Annotated in this window: 22 protein-coding genes and 1 pseudogene; 7 read left to right on the top strand and 16 right to left on the bottom strand. The window is 50.8% G+C overall.

Annotation, left to right across the window (positions count from 1 at the left end):
- Positions 1–4 precede the first annotated feature (4 nt).
- On the top strand, positions 5–316 hold the full coding sequence (locus tag ETC02_RS09375) for a hypothetical protein (RefSeq protein WP_074044626.1): 312 nt from the start codon (positions 5–7) through the stop codon (positions 314–316).
- Positions 317–418: 102 nt separating this feature from the next.
- On the opposite strand, the gene ETC02_RS09370 is transcribed toward ETC02_RS09375, so the two are convergent.
- A complete protein-coding gene (locus ETC02_RS09370; protein WP_171698229.1) occupies positions 419–1,855 on the bottom strand; it encodes a site-specific DNA-methyltransferase in 1,437 nt (478 codons plus the stop codon).
- Positions 1,856–2,412: 557 nt separating this feature from the next.
- Positions 2,413–6,180, bottom strand: coding sequence for a bifunctional RecB family nuclease/DEAD/DEAH box helicase (locus ETC02_RS09365; RefSeq protein ID WP_171698228.1), 3,768 nt, complete (start codon positions 6,178–6,180; stop codon positions 2,413–2,415).
- A 171-nt stretch (positions 6,181–6,351) separates the two neighbouring features.
- Here ETC02_RS09365 and ETC02_RS09360 point away from each other — a divergent pair, with 171 nt between their 5' ends.
- Entirely contained in the window at positions 6,352–7,080 is a 729-nt protein-coding gene (locus tag ETC02_RS09360; protein ID WP_171698227.1) for a hypothetical protein, read from the top strand.
- A 38-nt stretch (positions 7,081–7,118) separates the two neighbouring features.
- Here the strand turns inward: ETC02_RS09360 and ETC02_RS09355 are convergent, their stop codons facing one another.
- The 6 genes from ETC02_RS09355 to ETC02_RS09330 form a co-directional block, all read right to left on the bottom strand.
- Positions 7,119–8,078: a siderophore ABC transporter substrate-binding protein gene (locus tag ETC02_RS09355; protein ID WP_171698226.1), complete on the bottom strand. Its 960-nt coding sequence runs from the start codon at positions 8,076–8,078 to the stop codon at positions 7,119–7,121.
- A gap of 267 nt (positions 8,079–8,345) precedes the next feature.
- Positions 8,346–9,101 carry an iron ABC transporter ATP-binding protein gene (locus ETC02_RS09350; protein ID WP_015374606.1) on the bottom strand — a complete coding sequence of 252 codons (756 nt, stop codon included), beginning with the start codon at positions 9,099–9,101 and terminating at the stop codon, positions 8,346–8,348.
- The gene (locus ETC02_RS09345; RefSeq protein ID WP_013145614.1) at positions 9,095–10,045 is read right to left on the bottom strand and encodes an iron chelate uptake ABC transporter family permease subunit; all 951 of its coding nucleotides are present in this window, start codon (positions 10,043–10,045) and stop codon (positions 9,095–9,097) included. Before ETC02_RS09345 ends, ETC02_RS09350 begins: the two co-directional genes overlap by 7 nt.
- Positions 10,038–10,985 (bottom strand): ABC transporter permease, encoded by a 948-nt coding sequence (locus ETC02_RS09340; RefSeq protein ID WP_063329523.1) that lies wholly within the window; start codon positions 10,983–10,985, stop codon positions 10,038–10,040. The genes ETC02_RS09345 and ETC02_RS09340 overlap by 8 nt, the downstream gene beginning before the upstream one ends.
- A 728-nt stretch (positions 10,986–11,713) precedes the next feature.
- A complete protein-coding gene (gene cysI, locus ETC02_RS09335) occupies positions 11,714–13,435 on the bottom strand; it encodes an assimilatory sulfite reductase (NADPH) hemoprotein subunit (protein ID WP_171698225.1) in 1,722 nt (573 codons plus the stop codon).
- Positions 13,436–13,461: 26 nt separating this feature from the next.
- A complete protein-coding gene (locus tag ETC02_RS09330) occupies positions 13,462–15,285 on the bottom strand; it encodes an assimilatory sulfite reductase (NADPH) flavoprotein subunit (RefSeq protein ID WP_015374589.1) in 1,824 nt (607 codons plus the stop codon).
- A 242-nt stretch (positions 15,286–15,527) separates the two neighbouring features.
- Between ETC02_RS09330 and ETC02_RS09325 the strand changes: the two genes are divergently transcribed.
- Positions 15,528–16,415 carry a LysR family transcriptional regulator gene (locus tag ETC02_RS09325; RefSeq protein ID WP_033005623.1) on the top strand — a complete coding sequence of 296 codons (888 nt, stop codon included), beginning with the start codon at positions 15,528–15,530 and terminating at the stop codon, positions 16,413–16,415.
- 31 nt (positions 16,416–16,446) lie between these two features.
- Here the strand turns inward: ETC02_RS09325 and ETC02_RS09320 are convergent, their stop codons facing one another.
- The 3 genes from ETC02_RS09320 to ETC02_RS09310 all read right to left on the bottom strand — a co-directional run bounded on the left by ETC02_RS09320 (position 16,447) and on the right by ETC02_RS09310 (position 18,209).
- Positions 16,447–17,376, bottom strand: a complete 930-nt coding sequence (locus ETC02_RS09320; RefSeq protein ID WP_015374587.1) for a cation diffusion facilitator family transporter — start codon at positions 17,374–17,376, stop codon at positions 16,447–16,449.
- 16 nt (positions 17,377–17,392) lie between these two features.
- Positions 17,393–17,701, bottom strand: coding sequence for an ArsR/SmtB family transcription factor (locus ETC02_RS09315; protein ID WP_025951296.1), 309 nt, complete (start codon positions 17,699–17,701; stop codon positions 17,393–17,395).
- Positions 17,702–17,891: 190 nt separating this feature from the next.
- The gene (locus ETC02_RS09310; protein WP_171698224.1) at positions 17,892–18,209 is read right to left on the bottom strand and encodes a YbjQ family protein; all 318 of its coding nucleotides are present in this window, start codon (positions 18,207–18,209) and stop codon (positions 17,892–17,894) included.
- Positions 18,210–18,333: 124 nt separating this feature from the next.
- Between ETC02_RS09310 and ETC02_RS09305 the strand changes: the two genes are divergently transcribed.
- The 4 genes and pseudogenes from ETC02_RS09305 (at position 18,334) to ETC02_RS09290 (ending at position 21,158) form a co-directional block, all read left to right on the top strand.
- On the top strand, positions 18,334–18,552 hold the full coding sequence (locus tag ETC02_RS09305) for an SDR family oxidoreductase (RefSeq protein WP_371810193.1): 219 nt from the start codon (positions 18,334–18,336) through the stop codon (positions 18,550–18,552).
- A gap of 99 nt (positions 18,553–18,651) precedes the next feature.
- Positions 18,652–18,999: pseudogene (locus tag ETC02_RS09300) on the top strand (MBL fold metallo-hydrolase); the annotation flags it as partial.
- 136 nt (positions 19,000–19,135) lie between these two features.
- On the top strand, positions 19,136–19,930 hold the full coding sequence (gene speD / locus ETC02_RS09295; RefSeq protein WP_049625234.1) for an adenosylmethionine decarboxylase: 795 nt from the start codon (positions 19,136–19,138) through the stop codon (positions 19,928–19,930).
- A 106-nt stretch (positions 19,931–20,036) separates the two neighbouring features.
- Positions 20,037–21,158, top strand: a complete 1,122-nt coding sequence (locus ETC02_RS09290) for an NAD(P)/FAD-dependent oxidoreductase (RefSeq protein ID WP_050368583.1) — start codon at positions 20,037–20,039, stop codon at positions 21,156–21,158.
- Between the two features lie 104 nt (positions 21,159–21,262).
- Here the strand turns inward: ETC02_RS09290 and ETC02_RS09285 are convergent, their stop codons facing one another.
- From ETC02_RS09285 to ETC02_RS09265, 5 genes are all read right to left on the bottom strand, one after another.
- Positions 21,263–21,817, bottom strand: coding sequence for a YpiB family protein (locus ETC02_RS09285; protein ID WP_050368582.1), 555 nt, complete (start codon positions 21,815–21,817; stop codon positions 21,263–21,265).
- A gap of 285 nt (positions 21,818–22,102) precedes the next feature.
- The gene (locus ETC02_RS09280; RefSeq protein ID WP_050368581.1) at positions 22,103–23,608 is read right to left on the bottom strand and encodes a malate:quinone oxidoreductase; all 1,506 of its coding nucleotides are present in this window, start codon (positions 23,606–23,608) and stop codon (positions 22,103–22,105) included.
- 401 nt (positions 23,609–24,009) lie between these two features.
- Entirely contained in the window at positions 24,010–24,501 is a 492-nt protein-coding gene (locus ETC02_RS09275; protein WP_050368580.1) for a hypothetical protein, read from the bottom strand.
- A 527-nt stretch (positions 24,502–25,028) separates the two neighbouring features.
- Positions 25,029–25,232, bottom strand: coding sequence for a PIN domain-containing protein (locus ETC02_RS09270; RefSeq protein WP_196242972.1), 204 nt, complete (start codon positions 25,230–25,232; stop codon positions 25,029–25,031).
- 275 nt (positions 25,233–25,507) lie between these two features.
- Entirely contained in the window at positions 25,508–26,110 is a 603-nt protein-coding gene (locus tag ETC02_RS09265) for a hypothetical protein (protein WP_033017379.1), read from the bottom strand.
- Between the last annotated feature and the right edge of the window lie 748 nt (positions 26,111–26,858).

Genomic DNA, 26,858 nt, shown 5'->3' with positions numbered 1-26,858 from the left:
AATAATGATTGTCCACGAACTGACGGACATCGAACATCTATTCACTGAACAATTGCAGGAAGGCTACTACGTGATTCGCGAAACATACCAAAACGTACTCGTTGAGCCGGAAGACGGCGACACCGTCCGGCAAGTGGACGCCGGAACGGAAGAAGTCGTCACCATCGTATTTGATCCCGGCGACGAATACTCCCTCATTTGCCTTGACACCTACACTTTCGCCGACGGCATCCCGTCTTTAGCGGAGCTCAAAGAAACGATTGCCGCGGAGTACGACGTCTTTGTCGACCACCGCTGGGCCGCGCCGTCATTGTAAAAAGCGCCTGAAACAACGGACATCAGGGACTGGGAACATAGACGCAACGCCTGCTTTACCAAAGCGCTTTTCATCAGCCGAATCGAAAAGCAGCCCGTCCGCCTAGCGAGCGGGCTGCTTCGATTTCTTCTCGAGCCGAAATACACGAAAGCCGATATCAAGCTCTGTCTTCCCCGTTTCACGGACGATTTTCTCCCCCGCGCGGCGGATGCGCTCGCGGCCGATGTCGCAAATCGTTCGAAACCCCGCCCGATACGCCGCTGACGTTTCCGCAAGCGGCTCGGGAAGCTGCACCATGAGAAACGACCGCCGGCCGCCGTCTTCGGCGTTTTGCTGCATGACGGCATGGGCTGTTGTCGCCGAGCCGGAAAAAAAGTCGAGGATGATGTCATTGTCCTTCGTTGTCAGCGCCACCATGCGCTGAATGAGCTTCACCGGCTTCGGGTAATCCATCACCGCCAGCCCGCCGAACAGCTCCTTTAACTCTTTTTTCGCCTCCTGCGAATGGGACACCTCGTCATGCGTCCAAATCGTAAGCGGCGTCACCGTCGACTTCACTTCGCTTAAAAACCGCTTCAGGCGCGGCACCCCGTTTCCGTCTTTGCCAAACCAAATGCGGTTATCCGCCGCCAGCTCGGCGAAGCGCTCCTTCGTCACCCGCCAGCAATACCCATTCGGCGGGGAAACGACCCGACCGCTTGGCGTCACAATCTCATAAATCTTTTCCGGAATCGGCGGACCCACCGACAAATCGCCTGACGTCCATGGACCGCGTGGGTCATTGTCTGGGTTGGCATACCGCCCATCCGCTTCCGGATGGCGCGGCAAGCCGTACCAAGCCAGGCGATCGATGTTTTTCGCATAACATAAAATGAAATCATGGTTGCGCGAGGCGAACTTGTTCATATTCACGGGCGAAAACGCCCGCTGCCAAATGAACGTGGCGACAAAATTCCGCTCGCCAAAAATTTCATCGCACATTTTTCTCAAATTCGCCTGCTCCGTATCATCAATGGAGATAAAGATGGCCCCCGTCTCGGCTAACAGCTCCCTCGCCACCCAAAGGCGCGGGTACATCATGTTGAGCCAGCCGGCATGGGCACGCGCTTCTTCCTGGATTCCGCTAGGAACAACGGCTTTCCCCTTGCGCCAATTGTCTTTGTACGTGAGCACTTTTCCTGTATTGTACGGCGGATCGATGTAAATCATTTGAATGGTTCCCGCATGCGACGTTCTCAGCAGCTTTAACGCCTCTAAATTGTCTCCTTCAATATACCAATTGTTCGTCGTCTCCCACTGTTTGCTCGCTGCCTGATCCGGCCGCAATACTCCGGACGCAGGCAGCTCAGCGAGCCGCCTCGCCTCCGCCTTCCCCGGCCACGTGAACTCATATGCTTCTTGCCGTTCGTGACCGCCAAACACTTTCTTCAGCAACTCCCAATCGATGCCCCCATCTACAACCGCTTCCGGAAAGAGCTTTTTGATCGCCTCAAGCCTTGCATCCGCTGCCGGTTTCCTTCTCCCGCCGACGTTTGCCATGGCACTCCCCCTCTCTCCCCTCGCCCTTCCCAACGCGGTGCTTTTTTTGACGAATCTTATTTCCATTATTTCGCCACGGCGCACCGGTTTCCTTCCTTTGGCCATAAAAACACCCCCGCCTTCTGCAAAAAGCGGGGGAGCAAAACCTTTGAACGAGGTTTTCCTTTTTCATTTTCAAGATCCGTTCAGTAAATCTTGTTGAAACATATTTACTTGCGGTTTTTATCCTCTAAACGAGACCTTCCTTTTTCAAGAGTACCTTCATTTTACCATTGATTTTCTAAGGTTGCAACGGGTATTCTTGCACACCCCTTCTACTCTTCTCAAAAATAAAATGTGGTTATGTCAACTTTAACAAGTGACTAAAGTCGTCAACCGTTCAAACCATTGGTATATCAACACCATATTTCTGTTCCCGAAAGAAAAACCGCCATGCACATCTCCCCCTGTTTTTTGACCGTTTTCGGACCGTGCATGGCTGAATTCGGCACCGAAAACAAGACGAGCCAATGAGACGGAGAAGGCGGCATGGCGGATGGCGACCGCTCATACGGTTTTCAAAGAGAGGAATGGTCCACCTTTTCAAGCTTAGAACAGCCGACCCGATACATATACAGTTTGACGCCGTCGATCATGAATGCCCGGGCTTCCCCATGCCGTGAAGCGTAGTGCTCGAGCCCGAGCATAAAATTCACTCCTTCACGGTATTCCTCGTTGCCGATCACCTGAAGCGGCGGCGACATCAGTTGGCGCGAGAGGAAGAGGATCGTCTTTTTCCGCGCCCGTGTAAGCGAAACGTTGAGGCGGTTCAAACTGTAGATGAACTCCCCTTCCATCACAGCCAGTTCCGGATCGGCGACGCCGTAGCTGATGATCGCCGCATCCACTTCTTGCCCTTGCATTTTATCAACCGTATCGACGAAAAACGGCGGACGCAGTCCTTGGTGTTCAAGCTCACGGCGAATGGCGCGGATTTGCGCCCGATGCGGCGAGATGATAAACAGCCCGCGGCGCCAAAACGCTTGGTCGCCTTCTGATGAGTCATCGTACCGTTTTTCCTCGCTGTCGAGAAGCCGTTCCCGCAACACCTTCGCGATGCTCGCCACCCAGCGCGCTTCCGCCTCGTTTTCTTGGGCACCGTATACACCGTCATACGTGCAGACGACAAGCGGATAGTCAGGGTCGATCGCCGCTTCCACCCATTCATCGGCAGTTGGAGCGTCGACGAGCGCCAATGTTTGCTCGGCAATTTGGCGGTTGAACGCTGTATAGTCACGTCCATAAATCCGATCGGCCGGGTAGCGGCAAAGCGCCTCGTTCATGCGGAAATTGTCCGTCAGTTGGCGGGTATACCGCTTCTCCACATCGGCGTCAAACAGCAGGCGGAAAATCGAGTCGAACAGGTGCGGCTCCCCTTCCGCGGCCGCATACGCCCCTTGAATGATTGGCGGCAGCTGGAAATGGTCGCCGACGATAAGCAGCCTGCCTGCTTTTTTGACATGGCGTAACGCCAACAGTGAATCGGCCACGCGGATTTGCGACGCCTCATCCAGAATGACGACGTCAAACTCTTCTAGACAGCCTTTTTCATACGCCCTTTGAATGCCGTACAGCGTGGCGCCAAGCACCCGATGCCCGCCGTTGCCCAGCCATCGGGGAAGGTCACGGTCCGCCACCTCGGCGATTCCTTTGGCGTTTTCCGTCTGAATCTCACCAAGTTTCGCGATATGGACGCTGCGCCGCGGCGCAAGCTCCTGAATTTTGCGCAGAACGTTTTCGATCGCCGCATGGGTGAAACCCGAAACAAGAATGGCAAGCCTTCGCCCCCGTTTTTCATACATTTCCATCAGCAACCGAAGAGCAACGGCAATAAAATGCGTTTTCCCGGTGCCAGGCGGCCCCCAGACGAGCGTCAACGTATGGCGGAGAAAGTGGAGAAACGCCTGACGCTGGCTTTTTGTCAACCCGCTTCGGCGGAGAAGCGCCTTGACTTCCTCTGCATCCCAGTTGGGACGAAACGTTTTCCGATAGCGAATCGGATCGCGAATCAAGTCCAAGATGCGATGATTGTCCTCGTCCAACTGTTGCAACGCCTGCAAGACGCGCGGGGTGGTAAAATCCGCATGCCGAAGCGACAGCCAATACTCCCCTCCTTCCACAAGCGGGAACCGGTCGAGCCATTTGGGCAACTCGAGCTCGAGTTCAGCTGTCTTGCCATTATCTTCGATGGCGCGAATGCGGGTAAAGTACAAATTGACCCGTTGGGGCGTCTTCCATTCACTGGCGTACTTATGATCAGGAAACGTCTGTTGCGCCTTTTCTCCTTCCTCATTGCACTCCGTCAAAAGCCAGCTCGCCTTCTGGTCGATCGTTTCAAGCGCCTGGCGGTTGTTCAATCGGAACCGATCGCCGCCAAGGTACGTGACATGAAGCGTCACTCCGTTCTCAAGCCGCTCCGAAAGCGGAAGCAGGCGCTTTTGGCGAATATCCAAGTAGTTTAATAGCGCCTCATAGCGCGCCATAAACGCCAGCTTGGACACAAGCGGATCACGGTAATCAGCCGAATGAGGAAACGCAAATTTTTCCGTCCAGACCATAAGCGGCGAAGGATGGACGCTCTCGGCCCACGCACGGATGCCTTGAATGATGCTGTGAGCAGCCCAAAGGCGGCGGCTCAGCTCCTTCTCGACCGCTTGCCGTGTTTCCGTGTCCCCTGTTTGCCAGGCATCATGCAGCACATCCAGTTTCATGGCGTTTGTCAAGCGGAACGAAAAGCGCTCGCTCGCCGAGTACAGAAACGGCGAATCATGGTAGGCCGCAATATACCGCGACAAGTCTTCAAGACGGTACGCAACATGCGTCGGCAAGGCGAACAGCTGACTCACAGCCGTTGTCAGCACAACGACAGGAAGCGGAACGATTTCATCTGGATGATCGTTGGCACTTGCTAGTGAGCTGCTATGAAAATACGACAGCAGCCGAACAGCTTTTTCGTTATAGTCTGGATCGAACAAAAGCGCTTGAAGCAGCTGCTGCACATTGTCCCATTCATAGTTGTCGGTGACATACGCCTGCACCGATTTTTGCGACCGCCACTCTCGCTCCCGGTTGTAATCGTGCACCGTCTGAAGCAGGCGGTCCAGCGCATCGGCAAACGTTCGGCCAACCGCGTCGCATTCTTCCAGAGAACCAGCAATAACATGATGCATTTCCGATCCCGTTCCAAACACGTCTGTTCCACCAACACGGTACAGCGATGCCGCCGCGATCTTGCCCGTCAGTGGATCGCGTTGCGCGGTGAGAATCAGACGGATGTCTTCCCATATCGGCATATGTGTCACCGCACGGTCATACGGAACGACCTTTTCCTCCGCAATCGCCTCAAGCTGCGCTTCAAGCCGCCCAAGTTGACGCGCCAATCCAGCGTTTTGTTTTAGGACGTGTCTCGTTTCTTGACGTTCAAGAAATTGGCGAAACTCTCCGATCGTCTCCGGAAGCTGCCGCTCGCGGATAAAGCGGGACGTGTAGTTCGATAAGTACGGAACGAGGGAAATGTGCTTCTGTTGCCGTGCTTTGTCGAAACAATAGTCATAAAACGGACACCATTCACACCGGTAATCTAAGTGCCAAAACAGCTCATCGGGTTGCTTCCCAGCCAGCGCCGTCAGTTCGCCAGCCAAAAACTGTTCGAGATACGGGAGCAACTGGCTGATATCCGCTGCTTGCGGCTGCTCGGTTTTGTACGTCCATATCCCGGCTTCGCGCAAATCGACGCTGCCCTTAACGCCGTGCTCCTCTAACACCGAGGACAACATCAACGCGTACAGCGCCGTTTGCACGCGGTGGGAAATCTTTAACACATCTGATGATTTGATGTCGATGATGCGGAACACAAAGCCGTTTTGCCCCGGAATGCACTCAATCAAATCCGGACGACACGCCGCAAATCGGATCACTTTCAGATCCAACCCGTACCGTTCGTAAAAGCGCGGCGGCGCGATCAATGTCGGCTGGTATAAATAGCGCTTGCTCGGCTGCTTCAGCTCGCGGATCGTCTCCTCTCCATCCAAATAGCAGTGGGAAATCGGTGCGCCAGGCTCTCGCTTCCCCATCTGCACTTGGCCGGCCAAATAGGTCGTAATCACTTCCTCTTCCCACTCAACCCCTCGGCGCAGCACGCTCTGATGCACCGCGGGCCGCTCAAACAGCTCTTCCGGCACATCGAGCTCGCTGCGTCGTTCTTTCGCCAACGACTGAAAATAAAAATTCCGCTCGCACTCGTGATAAAAATAGCTTGCGATTTTGGCAGGAGAAACGTAAAGCATACATCGATCCCTTTCTAAAAACATACTAGCCGACATCCGCACTGGGACTTGTCAGTTTGTTTATCCATTGTATCATATGTTTGTACGCTTTCCTATATACACCATTCGTGCTTGTCCGACAAGAACATATGTGCTATAATGAAAGAAATTAAGATGAAAGAGGGGCCAACCATGAGCGAAGAGATCCTCTTGCAGTTGTTCAACCGCCTTGGTCATATCGAGAACACGCTGCACCTCCTCGTCGAAAGCCACAAACGGCTGGAAGCAGAACAACAAGAAATCCGAAAAGAGCAACAGGAAATCCGAAGAGAACAACAAGAAATGCGAAAAGAACAGCAGGAGATCCGTAGAGAACAACAAGAAATGCGAAAAGAACAGCAGGAGATCCGTAGAGAACAACAAGAAATACGGAAAGAGCAACAGGAAATCCGAAGAGAACAACAGGAAATGCGAAAAGAACAGCAGGAGATCCGTAGAGAACAACAAGAAATACGGAAAGAGCAACAGGAGATCCGAAGAGAACAACAGGAAATGCGGAAAGAGCAAGAAGAATTCCGACGCATCCAGCAAGCTCTCCTTGAAGGCCAAAAACGGTTGGAAGAAGAACAAGCCCATATCAAAGCCGGCCAAAAAGAGCTGTATGACTTGATGTCTGCCCTGCTTCACCGCCAGGATGAAACCGACGCCGCACTCGACGCCCTCGCGATGGACGTGCACAAACTTCACGGTGAAGTTTCTTCCATCCACCAAAGACTCGACTCCTTAGAGAAAAAAGTCGATTACCATGCCCAATCATTCAATGAACAGCTGAACAACATCAAACTTGACATCACCTTCCTCTCGAACAAAGTCATCGAACACGAACGGGAAATCTACAAAATTAAGAATGTCATTTTATGACGATAAAGCAGGCGGGCCGCCTAAGCCCGCCTGTCCTTTTATTTCAATCCTTCTTCCACCTGTTTGATCATTTCCGACACCGACGTCAATCCGCCGCCTGAGAGATACCAATAATTTGGATCCAAGTAGACAATGTGGCCGTTTTGATATGCTTTCGTCTTTTTCACAAGCGCATTTTCAATCGTTTGCTTCGCTGTCGGCTTTCCTTCTACAACGGCGTCGCGGTCAATGACAAACAAGTAATCCGGATTTTGCTCGGCAATGTATTCAAACGACACGTTTTGCCCGTGCGGTGTATCCGCTTTTAAATTCGGGTCAACGGCCTGGACGCCAAGCACATCATGGATAATCCCAAAGCGTGACCCTTTTCCATATGCACTCACTTTCCCACCGGTCGTCAAAATGATCAGCGCTTTTTTGTCTGCAGCCTTTGTCTTCACTTCTTCGATTTGTTTTTCAATATTGGCCAGTTCCTCATCTACTTCTTTTTCTTTGCCAAACATTTGCCCGATCAGCTTCATATTGTTTGTAAATGAATCCCAATAATGTTGAGTGTCAATCCCTATATACACGGTTGGGCCAATCTCTTTCAACTTGTCATACAAATTTGCTTGACGACCGGAAATAAAAATGACATCCGGCTTGATTTCGCTCAATTTTTCAAAATCCGGCTCCTTCAAGCTGCCGACGTTTTGGTAGTCGCTGCTTTTATATTTCTCCAAGTATTTCGGCACGTTCATCTGGGGCAAAGCTGTCACCTTCACCCCTAGTTTATCAAGGGTGTCTAGCACTCCGAAATCAAAGACAACCACTTTCTCTGGATTTTTCTTGACTTTCGCCTCTCCAAGCTGGTGCTTGATCGTCATTTCCTCGGCTTGTTCCGTTTTCTTCTCGTCATTCTTCCCACTCGCTCCGTTGCTTGCAGTCTCCTTATTGCCGCAAGCAGCCAGTACGACAAGAAGCAAAGCAACCACTACCATCAGCCAACGCTGTTTCATTGGCTATACCCCCCTTTGGAAATTCAAATTATATGTTGACGGCTTTCGTATTCACTCGACAAGGGGCGCCCTTTCTTGCCGATGTCAACATGAAAGCCGACTCAACCATTTTTTGCTTAATTGGAATCTTCTTCATATACTTGACTTTGATCGCGTCTCCCCGTCCCATGTTTGAATCCGAGACGGAGCTCTTCACCAAGCATGCCCATAGGCTTCCACAGCCCGCTTTTTCACTAGTCAAGATGGACGCTTTCTCATGGGAATTTGCTAAAAATACACACAGATGCGCCGATTTTCAATCGTCTGCACGCGCACATCCAAATCATAAATGCCGCGAAGCACTTCATCGCTCATGATCGATGAAACATCCCCTTCACAGACGACCGCTCCATCTTTTAACGCGACCATATAATCGGAGTAACAGGAGGCAAAGTTAATATCGTGCATCACCATCACGATCGTTTTGCCAAGCTCATCGACCAGCTTGCGCAACACTTTCATCATTTGCACGGCGTGTTTCATATCCAAATTGTTCAACGGCTCGTCCAAGAAAATATAATCCGTATCTTGCGCCAACACCATCGCGATATAAGCTCTCTGCCGCTGTCCGCCGCTCAACTCGTCCATATAGCGGTCTTGCAATGGCTCCAGCTCCATATAGCGGATCGCCTCACGCACATAGTCGCGATCTTGGCGCGTCAAGCGGCCGCGCGAATACGGAAAGCGACCGAACGACACCAATTCGTGTACCGTCAAGCGAGCCGCAATGTGGTTGGATTGCTTCAAAATGGAAATTTTTTTCGCCAACTCTTCTGTCCGATAACGAGCAATTTCCTTTCCTTCAATCCAGATTTCCCCGCCATCTTTTGGAATTAAGCGGCTCATCATGGACAAAAGCGTGCTTTTCCCCGCCCCGTTCGGGCCAATGAGCGATGTGAGCTTGCGGCGCGGAACAGATAAAGATACACGGTCAATCACGGTCTTCCCGCCGTATCGCTTCAATACTTGTTTCACCTCTACCATGCTTTTCGCTCCTTTAACAAAAGGTATAGAAAATAGACGCCTCCGACCATGTTGACAATGACAGACAACGTCGTCGAAAAGGTGAACACTCGCTCGACTACCAGCTGGCCGCCAACGAGGGCGATGATGCCGAACAGCGCCGCTCCTGCAAGCAAATAACGATGTTCATACGTTTGAAAAAACGCATACGCCACATTGGCGACTATCAATCCGAAAAACATGATGGGACCAACAAGCGCGGTCGAAACCGACACCAACACCGCCACAATCATCAGCAGCCGTTTGACGACCGTTTCATACGCCACGCCTAAATTGATCGCATGATCTTTGCCGAGCGACAGCACGTCCAACTCGTGAAGATGACGGTATGTATACAATGTCGCAGCCGCAATGAGCAGGCCTGCCGGCCAAAGCAAGTCTGTTTTTATATTGTTGATGCTCGCAAACATTCGATCTTGAATGATGGAAAATTCATTTGGGTCAATCAAATATTGCATGAAAGACGTCAAACTTTGGAAAAACGTACCGAGAATCATCCCAACAAGCAAGATGAAATATAAATTTTGCCCTTCACGGTGAAACAAAAACGAATACAATAAAACTGAAAAACCGATCATCGACCCAGCAGACAAGAGAAAGTGCAAGGTGTTGCCCATCATGGTCAACGTCGTCGAACCGAACAAAAACACCACAGCAGTTTGTACAAGCATATAAACGGAATCAAGCCCAATAATGCTTGGAGTTAAAATACGATTATTGGTCATTGTCTGAAATAAGACGGTCGAAACCGCCCCCGCCCAACCGACAAGCACCATCGCGACAATCTTTTCGCTCCGCGAGCGCAACACATAGTCAAAATCCCCTCGCAAGTGTGCAAACAAAAACAGCACGATCAATCCGAGCGCCAATACCACGAGCACAACCACTTTCATCCGATTAGACATACTGCTTCGTTCTCCTTACGAGCAAATATAAAAAGACACCGCTTCCGATTACTCCAACCGTCAAGCCGATCGGAATTTCGTATGGATAAATGGCGACTCGGCCAAATACATCGCAAATCAGCACAAACAAAGCGCCAAATATGGCTGTCAACGGCAATACTTTGCGCAAATGATCCCCATAATACATCGTGACAATGTTCGGAACGATCAGCCCTAAAAACGGCAGCGTCCCAACCGTCAACACCTCAACAGCAGAAACAACAGCGACAATGAGGAGACCAGTGTAGACAATCGAACGGTAGCGAACCCCTAAGTTCGTCGCCATCTCCTCCCCCATGCCGGCGATCGTAAACCGATTGGCGTATACATAAGCGATTGCCATGAGCGGAACGCTCACATACAGCATTTCATAACGTCCTTGCATCATAACGGAAAAATCGCCGTGCATCCATGCGGACATCGATTGAATCAAATCATATTTATAAGCCAAAAACGTCGTGACAGAACCGACAATATTGCCAAACATCAAGCCGATGAGCGGAATAAAGATCGAATCTTTGTACTTCACACGATCCAAAACCGTTATAAACAGCAGCGTCCCCGCAAACGCAAACACAACGGCAATAGCCGCCTTCACAAGCGGCCCTGCGGCAGCGAATGCAATCATGGACACCAACAGGCCAAGCCGCGCCCAATCCATCGTTCCCGCCGTCGTCGGCGACACAAATCGGTTTTGGCTCAACTGCTGCATGATCAAGCCGCAAATGCTCACGCTTGACCCGGCGATCAGAATGCTGATGAGCCTCGGCAAGCGACTGATCAAAAACACTTCCCACGCCTCACGGTCGCCGGCAAACAGCTCGCGAGGCGATAAATCATGCACACCGACAAACAATGATGCCGCAGCCAAAACAACAAGAAGCACCATCCATTTTTTCATGTTTTCTCATCCTGTCTCCCGTTCTATCCCATCATACAAGTCGAATGACGATGCCATGTCCAGACTCAATTGCTTTACAGGTGCAATTATGATATTGATTATCTTTCGCGATTAAAAAGATAAATTCTGCTTGTGTTGAGAAGCAACCAGCACCACCAAGATGGCTGGCATCTCCTCAATCGCTGTTCTTTTCAAGTCAAGCCATTCTGTCCGCATGCGGCCACCACATCTCACTCCATTCTTTTGAAAACCATGTTCCCGCCCAAACCTCTAAAAAGAGAAGGATTATCATTTTCACATACCATATTTTAATTGATAAAAATTATCATTGTCAATATTTTTCATCATTTTTTTGTAAGCAAACCGTTTGCTCGCCGACAATCGCCTTCACCAATGGCTTGACGCTAAAAAAAGCGCCCTGCCTAAACAGCAGCGCACTTTCATGATCTGAAAAATACAAGTTCATAACACTACTATAATATAGTTGAAATATTTTGTGAATTATATAAGTTGCAATTTTTTACATAGCATTGTTCGCTCTTTTTGTCACCGTGCCAGCTTTTCAAGTGATAAAGATAGGACATGGAGATCGGAAATCCTTTATTACAACCTCATATTGATTGAATGCGGCTACAATGAACAAAACACCAAAGCCATTGCATGAAAGCAACAAAAAACCAACCTCCCCTAAACAAGGAGAGGCTGGTTTCCATTTCACCCTGACCACTTTAATCATGGAAATTCGTCCCATCCGTCACTTCTTTGACGATGCCGGCGCGGATGACGAAGTCGCCGAAGTGTTCACCGTCAAGCCGCTCTTTCGCATAGCGGGATAGGAGCATGCGCAGTTCGCGCAAAATTTCCTCCTCGCCGATGTTTTCGCGGTACAGTTTGCCTAAGCGCGTGCCGTTGAACGCGGCTCCAAGGTACATGTTATATTTGCCGACCGCTTTGCCGACGAAGGCGATTTCCGCGAGCACGTGGCGGGCGCAGCCGTTCGGACAGCCCGTCATGCGGATCGTGATTTCTTCGTCGCGCAAACCGTTTTCATCGATAATTTCCTCGATTTTATCGAGCAGTTTCGGCAAGTACCGCTCCGCTTCCGCCATCGCCAAGCCGCACGTCGGCAAGGCGACACAGGCGAGCGCGTTGCGGCGCAAGGCGGTGTACCGGCGGCCGTCGGTCAAGCCGTATTCGGCGATGAGCGCCTCGATTTCCGGCTTTTTCTCGCTCGTGACATTGGCGATGATCAAGTTTTGGTTTGGCGTCAGCCGGAAATCGCCCGTATGGACTTTCGCGATTTCGCGCAGGCCGGTCATCAGCTTGTAATCGTCGTAGTCTTTGACGCGTCCGCCTTCGACAAAGAGCGTGAAGTGCCATGTCCCATTGACGCCTTCGACCCAGCCGTAGCGGTCGCCGCTATGCTCGAAATGGTACGGGCGCGCTTCGCCGAGCCTCCAGCCGAGGCGGCGCTCAATTTCTTCTTTCACCGTTTCAAGGCCAAGGCGGTCGATCGTGTATTTGAAGCGGGCGTGTTTGCGCGATGAGCGGTTGCCGTAGTCACGCTGAACGGTCATAATTTTCTCCGCCACCTCGACCACTTGATCCGGCCGGCAGAAGCCGATCACCTTGGCAAGCTGCGGATACGTCGTTTTGTCCCCATGGGTCATCCCCATGCCGCCACCGATGGCGACATTAAACCCGGCAAGCTTGCCGTCTTCGACAATGGCGATGAACCCGATGTCTTGCGAGAACACATCGACGTCGTTCGACGGCGGAACGGCGATGCCGATTTTAAACTTCCGCGGCAAATACGTCGGTCCGTAAATCGGCTCTTCTTCGCCGTCAACCGCCGGCGTGCCCGCCACTTTCTCGTCGTCCAGCCAAATTTCGTAGTACGCCCGCGTCCGCGGCAACAAATGGTCGCTGATCAGCTTTGCCCACTCATATACTTCCGCATGCACTTCCGACTGGTACGGATTCGGGTTGCACATGACGTTTCGGTTGACGTCGCCACACGCCGCAAGCGTCGTCATCAGCGCGTTGTTAATGGCTTGCATCGTTTTTTTCATGTTCCATTTTAAGACGCCGTGCAATTGGAACGCTTGGCGCGTCGTCAGCTTCAACGTGCCGTTCGCATACTTGCGGGCGAGCTCATCCATGACAAGCCACTGTTCCGGCGTCGCCACCCCGCCCGGCGTGCGGACGCGAACCATGAACTGGTATGCAGGCTCCAGTTTTTGTTTTTGCCGCTCGGTGCGCACGTCGCGGTCGTCTTGCAAGTAGCTGCCGTGGAATTTCATCAACCGGTTGTCATCCTCTGGAATTCCTGCGCTGAGCGGGTCTTCCATCGTTTCCGCGAGCGTGCCGCGCAAGTAACGGCTTTCCTGCTTGATGCGCTCCACATCGCTTGGCGGTCCGTCCGGCGCTTTTAACACGACTTTCGCCATTTTCGATCCCACTCCTTCTTTTGAGATTAATAGACGTCGCGTTGGTATCGTTTTTGCTTTTGCATCTCCGTGACATACGCTTCCGCCTGTTCGCGGCTCATTCCGCCTTCTTTTTCGATAATCTCGATCAACGTCTGATGGACGTCGCGCGCCATGTGTTGTTTGTCGCCGCATACGTAGACGACGGCGCCATCCTCGAGCCAGCCGAACAGTTCTTTGCTTCGCTCGAGCATCCGGTGTTGGACGTATATTTTTCGCTCCGTATCGCGCGAGAAGGCGACGTCCATTTTGGTCAGCACACCGCTTTTCAGCCAAGCGAGCCATTCCGTTTGATACAGGAAGTCGGTCATAAAATGTTGGTCCCCGAAAAAGAGCCACGATTTTCCGTTGGCTCCTGTCGCCTCGCGCTCTTGCATAAAGGCGCGGAACGGCGCGACCCCAGTGCCTGGACCGATCATAATGATTGGCGTCGATGGGTCTTTTGGCAGCTTAAAATTCGGGTTCGGCTGCACAAAGACCGGCAACGTATCGCCGATTTGGACGCGTTCGGCGCAGAACGTCGAGCACACCCCTTTGCGCAGGCGGCCGTGCGACTCATAACGGACCGCGCCGATCGTCAAGTGCACTTCATCTGGATAGGCCGCTAAGCTGCTCGCGATCGAGTACAGGCGCGGCGGCATTTTGCGCAAAATCGAGATGACTTGTTGCGGCGCCGCATCCCATGGGCCGAAGTCGCGGAACGCATCCAATAAGTCGCGGCCTTTGGCGTATTCTTTCAGCTTCGCCTCATTGCCTGGGGCAACGAGCGCTTGAAGCTCGCTGTTTTTCGACAGCGGCGCAAGCTTTTGCAACAGCGCTTTGGTCAACACAGTGATTTCAAAATGGGACGTGAGCGCTTCTTTGAGCGACCGCACTTCCCCGTCTTTGTCGATCGTCACCGTTTCTTCCGGGTTCCATTTCATTTCTTGAATGATGAGATCGACAAGCTCCGGATCGTTTTTCGGGAAGATGCCAAGCGCATCGCCCGGCTCATACTTCAACCCCGATCCTTCAAGAGACAATTCGAGATGGCGCGTTTCTTTGTTCGATCCGCGGCCGTTTAAGTTGATGTTTTCCAGCACCTCAGCCGGGAACGGATTTTTCCGCGAATAGACGACCGCCGGTTCGGCTTTCGGCACGGCCGCAGCGGCCGACAACACTGGCGCGGCCTCGGCATTGATCCCCTTGCTCAGCTCGGCAAGCACGCCGTCAAGCCATTTCGCTGCCGCTTCCTCGTAGTCGACGTCACAGTCGACGCGCGGATAAAACCGCTCTCCCCCGAGCTCCTCGAGCCGCTTGTCAAAATCTTTCCCCGTCTGGCAAAAATGTTCATACGACGTATCGCCAAGCGCCAAGACGGAAAAGCGTAAATGATTCAGCTTCGGCGCCCGTTTGCTGTGGAGAAACTCGTAAAACGACACCGCGTTGTCTGGCGGATCGCCTTCCCCATGCGTGCTCACGACGATGAGCAGCGTCTCGACTTTCTTCAATTCATTCGGCTTAAAGTCAAGCATGGACGACACTTTCGCCTCGAATCCGCGCTCCTTAAGCGCCTTGCCTGCTTTTTCGGCCAGTTTTTGCGCATTGCCGGTCTGCGAACCGTACAGAACGGTCACTTCTTTCGAAACCGGTTTCCCGCCCCCGACAAGCAGTGCGGGCGCTTCGGCGTCAAGCACAGCAGCGGCCGACTCGGCGGCGGCCAAATACCCGCTCAGCCAAAATTTTTGCGCTGGCGTCAACGTCGGCAACAAACGGTTCAAGAGCTCAATCTGCTCCTGGCTAAACGGACTGTTGGTTACTTGCAGCTGCAACGGTGTCCACCTCACAATATAAAAATAAGATGGAATCGATTGGCGTTGCTTAACCCGCCATCATGGGCGGACGCCAAATTCCATTAATCTCTATAAACAAAGTATACTTTATCCAAAATATCATATTTACACTTTACCGCAAAACAAAACATTAGTAAAATAAATATAAATTATTAAAACTATTAACATCACTAATAATGATCCACAACAAAACAGTCAGGCTGCATGCGAGGGGTTGGCCAATGTATTACGACGAGTTGAAGACGTTCATTACGTTAGCAGAAGTGAAAAATTTCACAAAGACGGCGGAAATTCTCCATTTATCCCAGCCAAGTGTCAGCTTGCACATTAAAAATTTAGAGAAGGAGTTCCAGACGAAACTGTTCATCCGCTCCCCGAAGCGGCTGCGCATGACGCCGACAGGTGAACTTTTGTACGATCGCGCCAAACAAATGATGGCGCTCTATGAACAAACGAAGCAAGACATTTTGGAACACCATCACTCAGTGAAAGGCAAATTGACCATCGGCGCCAGCTTTACGATTGGAGAGTATATTTTGCCCCCGCTTTTGCCCGATTTCCAAAAGCGCTATCCAGAATTGGAGCTTGAGGTGATGATCGGCAACACGAAAGAAATTGTCGAACTCGTCAAATCGTATCAAGTCGACATCGGCTTGATCGAAGGGCAAACGAACGAAAAAGAATTGTCCGTCCACCCGTTTATGCAAGACGAGCTCGTCATCGTCGCCTCCAAGCGGCACGAGCTAGCGCAAAAAGGCGAAGTCACGATCAGCGAGCTGCAAAACGAGGCGTGGGTGGCGCGCGAAGTCGGGTCGGGAACAAGGGAATATTTCAACCATTTCATCCGCTCGAACGGGCTGAAAATCCAATCGCTCATGATCATCAGCAGCAACCAAGGCATTAAAGAAACGCTGATCAACGGCAACGCCCTGTCCTTGCTGTCGCGCAGCGTCGTCGCCCGCGACATCGAGCACGGCCATCTGTCCATCGTTCACTTGAACCATCCACCGTTTTACCGAATGTTTTCCTATATTTGTGCACCGATTATGGAAAACAAGCAAAATGTACGTATCTTCCTTGAAACGTTGCAACACAATTGGAGATCCTAAAAAACACGGGGAGAAGCTTGGCAGCCCTCCCCTATACTTCCATCTCCCCATGGCGAATATGCGGCATTTCGATTTGAATCGTCGCATGGCGAATGTGAAAGCGCGTCTCGATCAAATCAATCGCCCGCTGCAAAACCGCCTGCCCATCGCAACCTTCCTCAATGAGCAAATGGCAGCTTAACGAATCAAGCCCCGAGGTGATCGTCCAAATATGCAAATCGTGGACATCGATCACGCCATCAATGCCGGAGAGCGCCGCTTTTACTTCCCCATGGTCAATCGCCGCCGGCGTTCCTTCCATTAAAATATGCACCGTCTGTTTCACCACGGCCAACGCCCCTTTTAAAATCAGCACCGACACCGCAATGGAAATGAGCGGATCAGCCGCGTACCAATCGAACAGCCAGATGACAAGCCCCGCCGCGATCGCCCCGACCGAGCCTAACGCATCGCCAAGCACATGAAGATAGGCGCTGCGGACATTGACGTTCTCTTTGACATCCCCTTTGCGCATTAACACCCAAGCGCTTGCCAAATTAGCCAGCAACCCTATGACAGCAATGGCCATCATCGGCCCGCTCGCGACAGCAGGTGGATTCACAAACCTCGCGACCGCTTCCCAAATAATCCAAGCGGCAATCCCCACCAACGCAACCCCGTTTACGAGCGCCGCTAAAATCTCGAACCGGTAAAATCCATATGTCCTCTTCGGCGACGCAGGCCTCGCCGCAAACCACACCGCCAACAGACTTAACAAAAGCGAAGCAGCATCACTCAGCATATGCCCCGAATCCGAAAGAAGAGCAAGGCTGTTCGTCACAAGCCCGCCGACAAACTCCAGAACCATAATCCCGACGGTAATGACAAGAGCGGCCGCCAGCCCTTTTTGGCTCCCCTCTCTGCCCAAGCCATGATGATGCCCGTGATGGTGGCCGCAATGGCCGTGTTCATGATGATGCATCGTTCTTCTCTCCCTTTTATGGATGTTGTGCGTGATCAATCGCCTGCCTCAGCAGCGAAATGACATGATCGTCATCGCACGAATACACCAGTGATTTCCCTTCACGGCGATATTTGACAAGCCGCAGCGCCCGAAGCAGCGCCAGTTGATGAGAAACGGCCGACTGCGACATGCCGAGCACTTCCGCAATATGGCCGACATGGCATTCTTCCTGCGACAACAAATACAACATCTTCATCCGCGTCGGATCCGCCAACGCTTTAAAGATTTTCGACACTTCCTCCACGACGCTTTCATCTAAAAACAAATGATCTTCTGCCTTCATCATTGTTCCCTCTCACTTTAACATATGAGCATTTGTTCATATATGTGAATCATAACCCTCTTTTTTTCCTCTGTCAATCCAATTTCAAGCCGCAAAACCCCATCAGCATCAACAGCCGATGCACTGACACCCCACAACGGCAGCCAGCAAAGCAAAAAAAGCAGGGGCCGATAGACCCTCTGCTTTTCCATTACGATCTCACCCGCACCGCCGTCCCTGTCGCAATGCACATCATCATGCCATCGCGCAGCGTTTCAAAATCAAGATCCACCCCGATGACGGCGTTAGCGCCAAGATGCTTCGCCTTATTGACCATCTCCTTGATCGCCATCTCCCGCCCTTCGGCCAGCTTGCTTTCATACGTTCCGCTCCGCCCGCCGATGATGTCGGTGATGCTGGCGAGAAAATCACGGACGACATTGGCGCCCAAAATGACCTCTCCCGCTACGATGCCCAAATAATCTTCAATTTGTTTTCCTTCAATGGTATTGGTGGTCGTGACAATCACAGCTATGTCCCCCTCGTGGCTCATCATAATAGGTGGAAGCACCCCATTCCATTATACTACATTGCCTCTATGACGTCGCCGGTCCACTTCCCCCTCTTAGCTAACGCTTGAAGGTTGCAACGCCATCGCACCTGGGCGCACCTGGGAGTCAGTACGAACAAACATTCAGCGCCACGATTACGGCGTCAACTCCATTCGAAATAGCCATGGCAGACGCCGCCCTCAAACCTCGCGCAGGGGACCAGAGGAAATCGCCAACATCGCCCTGTTTTTAGCTTCCGATGACGCCAGTTTTCTAAACGGCGCTGTGATCGTCGCCGATGCCGGATGGACGGTGTATTGACGCGCCGCCCCTTCCGCTTTTCCGGTTAGGGGAGAGAGGCACCTTTTGAAGACGAAATCGAAAAGAAAAAGCCGCCCCAACACGTTTCGTTCCCCGTGCGACTTGTACTGCCAAGAGAAAACGAAAGTCATCTTGCGCGAGGAAAACATCCCGGCGATCATCGCCTCCTTGCAACGCACGTTGACATACGATTTCGGCGACGTCTTCTGCGCCCATGCCGGCTATCTCCCAAACGGGCGCGAGGCCTTGCAGCGAAAACTCGATTACTTGCTTGAACTTCAAGGCAACATCATCGATTTATACGAAAAAGGCATGCCGCCGAAACAAATTCAAGAAACGCTTTTCCCGAAAAAATATCCGATCGTCTTTTTTTCGGCGAAGGAGTGGGACTCCCTTCACATTGTCCGGTCGGTCATTCAAGAATATCAAGCGAAACGGGCAAGCTGAAGCGGACGCTTCCCGGAAATGGCCATAGACCATTAGGGCAAGCCCATATTCCGTTTTCTTCCATTTCGAATGAAAAATTACTATCTTCGCCAGCAACGGGAGAAATTAAGAAAAAACGAAAGGATGGGTCCCGTCGATGAACGAAACACCGCGCGTCAAGCTGCACGGGTTCAACAACTTGACGAAATCGCTCAGCTTCAATATGTACGATATTTGCTATACGAAAACGGCGAAGGAGCGGGAGGCGTATATCGAATACATTGACGACGTGTACAATGCCGAACGGCTGACGAATCTTTTAAAACGTGTCGCCGACATGATCGGCGCCCATGTGTTAAACATCGCCAAACAAGATTACGTTCCGCAGGGCGCGAGCGTGACGATGCTCGTTTCCGAGGGGCCGGTCGTCGAGGTGCCCGAAGATGACGGCCCTTTGCCGGAGGCGGTGGTGCTTTCCCTTGACAAAAGCCATATCACCGTCCATACATACCCAGAATACCACCCGAATGACGGAATCAGCACGTTCCGCGCCGATATTGATGTCGTCACATGCGGGGCAATTTCGCCGCTCAAAGCGCTCGACTATTTGATTCATTCATTTGACGCCGACATTATGATCATCGACTACCGCGTGCGCGGATTTACGCGCGACATTCACGGATACAAGCTGTTTATCGACCATGACATTACGTCGATTCAAGATTATATCCCGGAGCACATTCGCGAAAAGTACGATATGATCGACGTAAACATTTACCAAGAGAATATTTTTCACACAAAATGCAAGTTGAAACAGTTTGACTTGGACAACTACTTGTTTGGCTATGCAAAAGAGGATTTGAGCGAACAAGAAGCGAATGAAACAACCGCCAAGCTGAGAAGGGAAATGGATGAGATCTTTTACGGAAAAAATATGCCGAACACCGTTTGACGCGGGCGCCTTTTTGACGCCTGCCGGCTTTCGGGCCGGCCCACACCGGTTCCCGATTGGCGCCGTCTATGGTATGCTAGTAGAAAAAAGGAAAAGGTGTTCATGAATGAAGTACATCATCGTCGGAGCCGGCATTTTAGGGGCCTCGACCGCTTACCATTTGGCCAAGGAAGGCGCAAACGTGATCATCATCGACCGCGGCGACAAAGGGCAGGCGACCGGTGCGGCGGCGGGGATTGTCTGCCCTTGGCTGTCGCAGCGCCGCAACCAAAAATGGTACCGATTGGCCAAAAACGGAGCGAAGTTTTACCCCTCCCTCATCGAAGAACTGCAAGCGCTCGGGGAAACGGACACCGGTTATGCGCGCGTCGGCGCCCTATGGCTGCACACGGACGAACAGAAACTGAAACAAATGGAGGAGCGCGCTCGCAAACGGCGCGAAGACGCGCCGGAAATGGGAGAGACCGTGCGGCTTCATCCCCATGAGGCGAAGGAGCTGTTTCCGCCGCTTGGCGATGAGCATCATGCCCTATATGTGAGCGGCGCCGCCCGAGTGAACGGCCGGGCGGTGCGGGACGCCCTCACAAACGCGGCCCAAAAGCTTGGCGCCGCCTACATCCGCGGAAACGCCCGACTCCTGTTTGAAGGCTCCCGCGTCATCGGCGCGAAAGTCAATGGAGCGAAATACACGGCCGAAGCGGTCATCGTCACAGCCGGCGCATGGGCTGGCGAACTGCTTGAGCCGCTGGGCGTTCGGTTTGCCGTCAGCCCGCAAAAAGGACAAATCGTTCATCTCGAATGGTTGGCAGGCGAGACCGACCGATGGCCGGTCGTCATGCCCCCGAACAATCAGTATATGCTCGCCTTCCCTAGAGGGCGAATCATCATCGGAACGACCCATGAAGATGAAGCGGGGATGGATGTCCGCCCCACCGCCGGCGGCATCCACGAAATACTGGACAAAGCGCTCGCCGTCGCGCCAGAGCTGTCGGCGTGCACCTACGTGGAAACACGGGTCGGGTTTCGCCCGCGCACGCCTGGATTTCTCCCTGTCTTCGGGGCTCTTCCCGGTTTTACCGGCCTTTACGCAGCCAACGGCCTTGGCTCTTCCGGGCTCACCGTCGGGCCATATTTAGGCGCAGAGCTTGCCAAGCTTGTACTCGGCCGCCCGACCGAACTTGATTCGTTCGACTACAACGTCGCCGAGGCCATCATCCCGCTTTCCTGACGCTGCCGCACGGTGCAACACTAGCACTCCCACCCGATGCCCAACTGCCGCGTTCAGCGGCCAGCGCCGGCTGCGGGCTTGCCCCATGCAGGCCCGCAGCCTGTTTAGCTGTTTTGTCCTTCGTATTTTTTCAACTGTTCCGTCAGCTGTTGAAACAACGCCATATCTTTTCGGTCAAGCGCCTGGTCAATTTGCATTTTCAACACCGACAGTTCATGACGTTTCAGCGCCTCATCCAACACTTGCTCGGCCGCCTTCGCCATTTTCTCATGCCGCTCGTGCCGTCTGACATTTTCAAACGCTTGGTGATCAATAAGCCGAAGGTACGAAAAATTCCTTGCCTTTCCTGGAAAATGGAGCGTCAAATAGAGCGTCTCGTTCGGATGCAGCGCCAAATCGCCCATAATGGCGGCCAAACTCGTGCTTTTTTGACCGCGCCGATAAAAGACGAGCCCTTCCTCTTCCGCCATCGCAGTCGAAATGATCAGCCACCGCGCCTGCTTTTGCTCGGTTTCCGTAAAATGGACGTTCTCAAGCAAATGGGGGTGCTGAAGCAAGTATTGCAGCACAAATCGGGCATCGGGATGCTTCAAACGATGCTGCTGCAAAAACGTTGTTAAGAACTGCCGCTTTTCTGAATAGGACACCCATCTCGTCATAGCCTCACCCCCTTCAACTGCTTCTCCATGGAAGATAACAGCGGCCGCAGCGCAAGATCGTCTCAACAAGCCTCGATGATCCATTGCTATTCCATTCACGTCTTTGTTTTCCAGTATACTTGATTGCGCCCCGCCGTGCATCTGAAAACCGCAGGGCAAGGCCCCTTTCATTCCGACATCAAGCGGCAAACGAAATAGAAAAACAGCCGCCCTTCATTTCCAGGCAGCTGCTCCTTCTAAGCAACGGGCTCTCGGCTTTCCTTTCCATTGCTCAAACCTATAAGCCTACGCCAACTGTATCGCAAAGTGGCCGTTCAATCCGAGCGCTTCCGCTGTAGACGCTTGCACTTGCCGCAACAGCGCTTCGTTTTTCATCAACGATTCACCGTAGGACGGAATCATTTCTTTCACTTTCGGTCGCCATTGTTTCATCTGCTCTGGGAAACATTTCTCGATGACTTCCAACATCACATGAACCGCCGTCGATGCCCCTGGCGAAGCGCCGAGCAACGCCGCGATCGAGCCATCGGCCGCATGGACGACTTCCGTGCCGAATTGCAGCGTTCCTTTGCCGCCAGATTCCGTGTCTTTGATCACTTGCACGCGCTGACCAGCGACGACGATGTCCCATTCGTCGCTTTTCGCCGTCGGCACGAATTCACGCAGCTCTTGCATGCGCTGTTCTTTCGACAACAGCACTTGCTGGATCAAATAGTTGGTCAAGGCCATATTTTTCACGCCCGCCGCCAAGATCGTCAAGACGTTATGCGGCTTGATCGAGGTGAACAAGTCGAGCATCGATCCGTTTTTCAAAAACTTCGGCGAAAACCCGGCAAATGGCCCAAACAGCAGCATCTTTTGATTGTCGATAAACCGCGTGTCCAAATGCGGCACCGACATTGGCGGCGCGCCGACTTTCGCTTTGCCGTACACTTTCGCGTGGTGCTTTTCCACAACCTCCGGATTGTTGCACACCATAAACAACCCACTCACCGGGAAGCCGCCGATTCCCTTCCCTTCCGGAATGCCGGATTTTTGCAACAAATGGAGGCTGCCTCCCCCGGCCCCGATGAAGACGAACTTGGCCGCATGGCGCTCCACCGCGCCCGTGTCCAAATTCCGCACCTTCAACTCCCATAAGCCATCGCTTGTCCGTTGGATATCCTCGACATGATGGCGGTAGTAAATGTTGACATTTTTCCGTTTCAAATGTTCAAACAGTTGACGCGTCAACGCCCCGAAGTTCACGTCCGTTCCCGATTCGATGCGGGTCGCCGCGATCGGCTCGTCCACCACCCGCCCTTCCATCATGAGCGGCACCCATTCGGCCAACTTTTTCGGATCATCTGTGAACTCCATCCCTTTAAACAGCGGATTGGCCGCCATCGTTTCGTGGCGCTTTTTCAAAAACGCCACATTGTCTTCCCCTTGCACAAAGCTCATATGCGGCAGCGGACGGACGAAATCTTTCGGGTCACGAAGAATACCGCTGTTGACTAAATAAGCCCAAAACTGCAAAGAGACGTAAAACTGCTCATTGATTTTAATCGCTTTGCCGATGTCGATCGACCCATCGGCCTTCTCAACCGTATAATTCAACTCACACAGCGCCGCATGCCCCGTCCCGGCGTTGTTCCACTCGTTGGAGCTTTCCGCTCCCGCTTCCTCCAGCCGCTCAAACACGACAATGTCCCACTCGGGCGCCAATTCCTTCAAGAGCGTCCCCAACGTCGCGCTCATAATGCCCGCGCCGATTAAAATGACGTCCGTTTTTCCTTGTTTGTTGCCCATGTTTACCATCCCTATCCATGAATAGTTGTAAAAGACCATCGAGCGAGCGCTCGAAATGATTCCACCGATACCCCTTTTGTTTTTGAGGGCGATTTCAACATTTATTATAACACAATTGATTAATAGTATGTCACTATTATCAATCCGAACAAAATATATTACTATAATTCAATGCAACATCGTATATCCATAACATCAACACAGCCATCCCAACATCGCCCTTCATAATAATTTTACAAAATCGTTGAATATTTCGCCACCATCTCGAGAAAAAACGCAGAGATTTTTCAAGAAGGCTGATGAAAAACACATTTTATAGCAGCAAAAAAGACGGCTCCATGCCGCCAAAGCGTCATATAAACCATCTACACCCGAAACATTTCAAGGTGACATCCATCGTATTAGGGAATCGTTTTTTCAATTTCTCTAACAAATGGCTCGTGCGAAGTATTCTCTAAAAAATCTTCGAATATTTCATCAAGTTGCAAGTTGAGATCTTCATTGACCTCATTCCCGTCCTCGTCATAAATCTCAAAGTGGCTGTACTTCCATTGATCAAATGTTTCCCTAAGCAAGTCACAGTATGTCACCCAATGCTTTCCATAGTTAGACATATACGTCGGCACCCATTGATCAATGTAAACGTTGTTTAACAACTCATCTAACGGAGAACAATAAAATCGCGAGCCCTTACTTCTCCCCAACGATCGGACAAGCTCGGCAAACTCTTCCTTCTTCATTTTCCTCACTTCACCGGAATAGTCATAGCTGATCTTGCCGTTGTATGGGTTGATGAATGGTTCAACGTTGTATATCCATTGGTGCGGTATATGCGTTTGAATCACTTCCATGAGCATTCGGGCAATGAGTTGCGGGATATCACGGAAATCCAATTTCCTCTCCCTCCCTCTAGAAATGTTGATCTATCAAGACTTTTCGGCCCCTCAGGGGTGTCCAAAAAATATTTTCCGACAAAATCCCTTACATCATTTTTCAGTTTTGTTGATATCTTACAGACCCAAGGTGCGCTCCTTTCTAGCTAAGATACTTCGATGAGCACTCTCGTTTCCCATTGTTCAATCACTTTTTCTCGGCTCGGCTGATGTTTCCAAACTGCTTTTTCGGTCAAGTCAAACATATGGGGATGCAAATCGTTCACTTCCAGTATACTCCATTCAGCAACCGGATTGTCATACTGAATGTCATTCCGTTAGTGTTGCTTGCACAGCTCCACAGGGAAAAGCGAAACTGCAACACTTCGCCAAAGGGAAACACCATTGAAAACACGGAAAGTTCATTGCTGAGGGCCTCACAGCTGAAGAGAGAAATTGGTGCAATGTTGCGGTGGCATTTCTCAAACAGGCGGCTGAAATCGAAAAAAAGCGCCCTTAGGAAATAACAATTGTAAACAATCACCTTCTCATTCCCGTCGAATGCTGTGGAGAAATTCCGCATCGATTACTTTCCTGTCATCGACAAGATCTAACAGTTCATCGTGCGGGCGAATCTCATCATTGCCGTCGGAATAATAAAGGGTGATATGCACTCCTTCTGATTGGGCGATTTGCAACGCGGGCAAAAAATCACTGTCCCACGAATAAGGCAATTCGCGAATACAAAGCATTCCCTCCCGTCCATGGCAATGAATACAAAAGGAGCGGCGATGCCGCCCCTTCTCTTGACCTGCCATCCATCCGAACGGCAACGGTTATTCTAAATATCATTATAATTGGAAAAACGATGCATGTAAATCCCTCAGTTGAGATGAACAGGCCATTCGCATCGAGCCAGTTGGCCCCGAGAAGCTTATGTCCCGTGCGTCAATCCATGCAAAAAGGCGGAGCGATCCGCCTTCTTTTTTATGCACAACAATAGCCTACTCAAAGCGAGTAGGCTTAATTACTTCAACTTCAATTCAACTTCGTATTCTTTCATTTCTCCGTCAAGCTCATCTTCTCCGCCAACATGTGCAGACCATTTTAGTCTAATCCATTCAATTTTTTCTGCATTTCCACGTTGCAAGTACCAAATGACATCTCCTTCTTTAATAACACCTTTGTCAATTTCACCACCAATATGATCAGATACAATCATATCAGGCATGTCAATTTGCTCACCTGTACTTGTCACCAACACCGCTTGATCTGGATATGTAGTAAATTTTCCTTCTGTCGTATTTTCAATTTGGAATTTAACTCCTACAGCTGATGTGGGGATTTCATTCCCTTCCTCGTCATAACCTGGCGCTTTGTCACTTACAACTACTTTTTGTATAGTTGTTTTTAACCCCTTAAAATTATCAGACCATGTTGCATTTTCGTAATATGTCCAGATGTCTTCTTTTTTCTTTTGATTTTGCTGCTTATCCTCATTTGTACTTTTTGCGTTTTCTCCTGCCTTTGCTTTAGCCTTTTCGTCCTCACTTTGTTGAATCGTATCGACATCATTACAAGCTCCTAACAAAAAGAGCATGAACAAAGGAATCAGTATTAGTTTTTGCATGATTTATCCCCCTCTTTTGTACTATTACGTTTACACCATATCACAACTAATAAGAAAATATTGTCTAATTATGTAGAAAATGAAAAAAAGCCCTGCTAAACGCTAGGGACTATACGATAATAGTCACATACTCTTTTTCCTTTAACTCACCCATTTTCTCTGCCCTTTTCTTTTTTTTGGCCAAACGCGCGGATAAAATGTTGCTTAATTGAAATCAGTTCGTGTGGACCATTTTTCAAAGATGGTTTATTTTGAGGATTTACATACAAGAAAAAGATTGAGGATACTTTTTGGGGATATTGTGGATTTAGAAATAGATCGGAATGGAATTTTACCAATACAAGAATAAACAACCTGTACGTGAGAAAGTATTTTTATAAAAACAACTTAAATCAAAATATTAAAAAATTACCAAAATTTTATTGTAAAAATAGGTAATTTAAAATCCTGAATCCGTGACAGAAGTGTATCAAAAATGCTGGGAAACCCAATCGTGTCGAGACTTCGACTCCATTTCGAATGTTCACCTATTAGGTGAAGAACCCCGAGTGCAATATTTTGTTGATTGATCCAGTTTTCTTGGCAGCTTTGAACGCGTCTTTATCACGGATTCAGGAAAATCCTGAATCCGTGACAAAACATCTTTACAATGGTCGCAAACCGTTGATACGATAAGGGAAAACGACGTTGACGATTCTTCATCAAGTAGGTGATATGATGAAAGATTTCCCGATTCGGTTTGTATTGA

The organism is Geobacillus sp. DSP4a (genome assembly GCF_013096875.1).
In the GTDB taxonomy this organism is placed as follows: domain Bacteria; phylum Bacillota; class Bacilli; order Bacillales; family Anoxybacillaceae; genus Geobacillus; species Geobacillus thermophilus.
The sequence above is the reverse complement of the archived record's forward strand: the minus strand, read 5'-3'. Positions and strand labels throughout refer to the sequence as shown.

Excerpts from the sequence above, each read along its gene's own strand:
- ETC02_RS09375 (WP_074044626.1), top strand. The coding sequence starts at position 5 with ATGATTGTCCACGAACTGACGGACATCGAACATCTATTCACTGAACAA.
- ETC02_RS09370 (WP_171698229.1), bottom strand. The coding sequence starts at position 1,855 with ATGGCAAACGTCGGCGGGAGAAGGAAACCGGCAGCGGATGCAAGGCTT.
- ETC02_RS09365 (WP_171698228.1), bottom strand. The coding sequence starts at position 6,180 with ATGCTTTACGTTTCTCCTGCCAAAATCGCAAGCTATTTTTATCACGAG.
- ETC02_RS09360 (WP_171698227.1), top strand. The coding sequence starts at position 6,352 with ATGAGCGAAGAGATCCTCTTGCAGTTGTTCAACCGCCTTGGTCATATC.
- ETC02_RS09355 (WP_171698226.1), bottom strand. The coding sequence starts at position 8,078 with ATGAAACAGCGTTGGCTGATGGTAGTGGTTGCTTTGCTTCTTGTCGTA.
- ETC02_RS09350 (WP_015374606.1), bottom strand. The coding sequence starts at position 9,101 with ATGGTAGAGGTGAAACAAGTATTGAAGCGATACGGCGGGAAGACCGTG.
- ETC02_RS09345 (WP_013145614.1), bottom strand. The coding sequence starts at position 10,045 with ATGTCTAATCGGATGAAAGTGGTTGTGCTCGTGGTATTGGCGCTCGGA.
- ETC02_RS09340 (WP_063329523.1), bottom strand. The coding sequence starts at position 10,985 with ATGAAAAAATGGATGGTGCTTCTTGTTGTTTTGGCTGCGGCATCATTG.
- cysI (WP_171698225.1), bottom strand. The coding sequence starts at position 13,435 with ATGGCGAAAGTCGTGTTAAAAGCGCCGGACGGACCGCCAAGCGATGTG.
- ETC02_RS09325 (WP_033005623.1), top strand. The coding sequence starts at position 15,528 with ATGTATTACGACGAGTTGAAGACGTTCATTACGTTAGCAGAAGTGAAA.
- ETC02_RS09320 (WP_015374587.1), bottom strand. The coding sequence starts at position 17,376 with ATGCATCATCATGAACACGGCCATTGCGGCCACCATCACGGGCATCAT.
- ETC02_RS09315 (WP_025951296.1), bottom strand. The coding sequence starts at position 17,701 with ATGAAGGCAGAAGATCATTTGTTTTTAGATGAAAGCGTCGTGGAGGAA.
- speD (WP_049625234.1), top strand. The coding sequence starts at position 19,136 with ATGAACGAAACACCGCGCGTCAAGCTGCACGGGTTCAACAACTTGACG.
- ETC02_RS09290 (WP_050368583.1), top strand. The coding sequence starts at position 20,037 with ATGAAGTACATCATCGTCGGAGCCGGCATTTTAGGGGCCTCGACCGCT.
- ETC02_RS09285 (WP_050368582.1), bottom strand. The coding sequence starts at position 21,817 with ATGACGAGATGGGTGTCCTATTCAGAAAAGCGGCAGTTCTTAACAACG.
- ETC02_RS09280 (WP_050368581.1), bottom strand. The coding sequence starts at position 23,608 with ATGGGCAACAAACAAGGAAAAACGGACGTCATTTTAATCGGCGCGGGC.
- ETC02_RS09270 (WP_196242972.1), bottom strand. The coding sequence starts at position 25,232 with ATGCTTTGTATTCGCGAATTGCCTTATTCGTGGGACAGTGATTTTTTG.
- ETC02_RS09265 (WP_033017379.1), bottom strand. The coding sequence starts at position 26,110 with ATGCAAAAACTAATACTGATTCCTTTGTTCATGCTCTTTTTGTTAGGA.